Origin of the sequence: Paenibacillus sp. P3E, from assembly GCF_001909045.1 — a bacterium.
GTDB lineage: Bacteria > Bacillota > Bacilli > Paenibacillales > Paenibacillaceae > Paenibacillus_AQ > Paenibacillus_AQ helianthi.
In genome coordinates, this window is sequence record NZ_LVWH01000078.1 from 1 (window position 1) to 2,856 (window position 2,856).

3 protein-coding genes are annotated in these 2,856 nt (G+C 49.1%); all 3 read right to left on the reverse strand.

Annotation, left to right across the window (positions count from 1 at the left end; genetic code table 11):
* Window positions 1-267 precede the first annotated feature (267 nt).
* Window positions 268-630: a transporter gene (locus A3842_RS08265; RefSeq protein WP_074101050.1), complete on the reverse strand. Its 363-nt coding sequence runs from the start codon at window positions 628-630 to the stop codon at window positions 268-270.
* A gap of 120 nt (window positions 631-750) precedes the next feature.
* Window positions 751-1,719 carry a helix-turn-helix transcriptional regulator gene (locus A3842_RS08270; protein ID WP_074101051.1) on the reverse strand — a complete coding sequence of 323 codons (969 nt, stop codon included), beginning with the start codon at window positions 1,717-1,719 and terminating at the stop codon, window positions 751-753.
* A gap of 188 nt (window positions 1,720-1,907) precedes the next feature.
* Window positions 1,908-2,810, reverse strand: coding sequence for a LysR family transcriptional regulator (locus tag A3842_RS08275; protein WP_074101052.1), 903 nt, complete (start codon window positions 2,808-2,810; stop codon window positions 1,908-1,910).
* Between the last annotated feature and the right edge of the window lie 46 nt (window positions 2,811-2,856).

Below are 2,856 nucleotides of genomic sequence, written 5' to 3' on the forward strand. Positions count from 1 at the left end.
AGTTTACTTATGGCAAGAGTTCAATTATGAATCTGATAGATTAGTTGTTATATATTTTCCAAACAGGAAACTTTGTTATTTTGTGGAAGAATTAAGATGAATTACATCATATACATACGCAGAAACCTCCCCTTTTGGAAATTAAAGGTGAGGCGTGGCTTGGCCCCTCCCTTGGTTGGACTTTCACCAACTAGATAAATGCGTGCCTCAGGGCACGCCGCACACCAAAGAGAACAGTCCGCAGGCTGTTCTCTTTCGCTGTCTGCCTTAGAAGCAGGTGAACGAGCTAATCCGATTCAAATCGATACCGAAGTATCCCCAGAAGAAACCGAACCATCTGAACCCCGCAATCGAATTTCGCCCGACGAATACCGGGTAGAACCAGAATTGCTCGCCGTTGTTCAGCCAAATGTATGTGTTGCGGAACAGGCAGCGTCTGATCCCGCCGGGATCGACGGCAAATGTGGTGGCCGACATTTGCGGCACGAATTGCGGTGGAGGAGCCGTCGGCGCTTGAACGCCTCCCGGTGCACCTCCTGGAAGTCCCGGAGTCCCGGGACCTCCACCTCCCGGCACGCCGGGTCCGCCCGGAAACCCTCCCCCGGTTCCCGGCGTTGGAAAAAATCCCATATGTGATCGCTCCTTTCAATGAGTATGCATAATCATCATATGCATTCGCGGAAAGGGCGCTTGGGCGCTTGCCCATAAAGAGTAAAGCACCTATCCCATGGGGCAGGTTCTTTTTATGGATTATAACTTCCGTACTGGCCTGATATACTTCAAAAACCGCTCCGGATCGTGATACACGTAAATGATTCTCCCAGGGGAAGTATCAAAGCGGTAACCAGTGTCTGCAAAATCAAAAGTTGCCATTCCGCTTTCCATCTTTTCCTCTACAACACGATTTTCGTGCTCATAATTGAATGGCCCATGTTCAAAAACAATATACTCGGCTTCGGGAACATCAATCATAAGCATTTGTGGCGGTACTTCACCTGTATAATCCAAAGGAAGACGTACACCAAAACACTCTATACGTGGAATACCCCAATCACAGAGTCTGCCAGCCGGGTCATTAATGTAAGCCATAATCTGACCGCTGCCACCGTTAGATTCACTCCCGCCATCGTCATCCAATTTGCCCTTAATACTATCGAGTAAGCCGCAAATGGTTTCGCAGTCCTGTCCCGGAATAAGACTTTGCTTTTGCCAAAAATCCCAATACCCGTTACTCTCATAGTTTTTAATGTGCAAAAATTGGTGTGCGGGAATGGTTACAAAATAAATGTTAACCTCATCTGCAGATTTGATCATCCCAATCTCTCCCAATCCGAAAAAGTAGCGGTCGAAAGAGTTTATTTTTGTACGAAGGGCGACAGGCCTAGGCTTTTTCCGGTATTCACTTGGAGTTACACCATATGTTCCCTTGAAAGCCCTGGTAAATGCTTCATGTGATGAAAAACCATAATCAAAAGCAATATCCAAAATACTTCTCTCACTATCCCGAACCTCTTTTAGTGCAAAGGCTAATTTTCTATGCCGCAGATAATCCCTAAATTGCATACCCGATATTTCCTTGAATTTTCTCGTAGTATGAAATTCGGAATAACCTAACTTGCGGGAAAGAAATCGTAGCGTTATGGCTTCACTGTTACGATTCTTAATACACTCGTCAATTTCATTAACGATGATTTGGATTTGCTTGTGCCACTCGTGCATTCGACTGTTCACCTCGTTTCAACCACTCTATAGTCATTGTAGAGTGATGGATACTCCATTGCTTGATTCTACTTGCGGAAAAGAGACCATCGAATATGCTTTTGAAGAAAAGTTTTTGAAGAAAGTGTTAGTTCGTTCAAAAGCATGCTCATAATTAGGGGGGGGGGGGACTTGCCCCGCCGGAACAGTTAATTTCCTGCCCGCCCTTTCGACTGCTCCCGGACCAGTGAGAGGAATGCTTCCGCTGCCGGCGACAACGTCTCCTGCTTCCGGGTACAGACAGCAATCGGATTCAACAGCGAAGCGCCTTTGACCCTCACACGGTCCACTTCTCCGCGCTCGACATTGTCCCTTACGGCCAGGGAGGAGATAAAGATGGCTCCGTAGCCAGCCATGACAGCCCGAACCATCTCGTTCACCCCGTTAAATTGCAGACCGACCTTGGGAGGATTCACGTTCAAAGCCCGGCACAAGGAGAAAAGACGCTCCCGGGTAGAGCTTCCCTCTTCACGCAGAATGAAAGGAACCTTCATCATTTCCGCTAATGTAATTTCCTTCCCGGCGTATGGATGGTTTTTGGGTACAATAAACCAGAGCTCGTCCTCCAGAAGCTCCTCCCATTCGATACCCGGCTGCTCTTCCCAGCCGCCTCCGTAGACGGCTACCTCCGCATCATACTGCAGTAGCCCATCCACCGCTTCCCGGGAGTTGGCCGTGGTCAAGACCACCTCTACGGAAGGATGCTCCTGCTTGAAGAGAGCCAGCCATTCCGGCAGCAGCAGATTGGCTGGCAGATAGGTGGCGACGATCCGCAGGATACCGCTGAACCCGGCCTTGTATTCCCGGACCACTTCATCCAGCTCCCGCTCCAGCGCAAACAGCCGTTTGGCGTGGATGGCCAGCATCTGCCCCGCATCGGTCAATAGAATGCCTCGCCCCTTGGAGACCAACAGTTGGATACCCAGCTCCTTCTCCAGGTTGCGTATTTGGGCCGTAACCGCAGGCTGGCTGATCCGTAGTTCCTCCGCGGCGCGGGTGACTCCGCCTTTTTCGGCGATGGTGTGGAATATTTTAAGGGCGTGAAGATTCATAAGATAACCTGCCTTCTACATCAAAATTGATGAATAACGAAAATAT

Coding starts and splice junctions, on each gene's coding strand:
- A3842_RS08265 (WP_074101050.1), bottom strand. CDS start 630: ATGGGATTTTTTCCAACGCCGGGAACCGGGGGAGGGTTTCCGGGCGGA.
- A3842_RS08270 (WP_074101051.1), bottom strand. CDS start 1,719: ATGCACGAGTGGCACAAGCAAATCCAAATCATCGTTAATGAAATTGAC.
- A3842_RS08275 (WP_074101052.1), bottom strand. CDS start 2,810: ATGAATCTTCACGCCCTTAAAATATTCCACACCATCGCCGAAAAAGGC.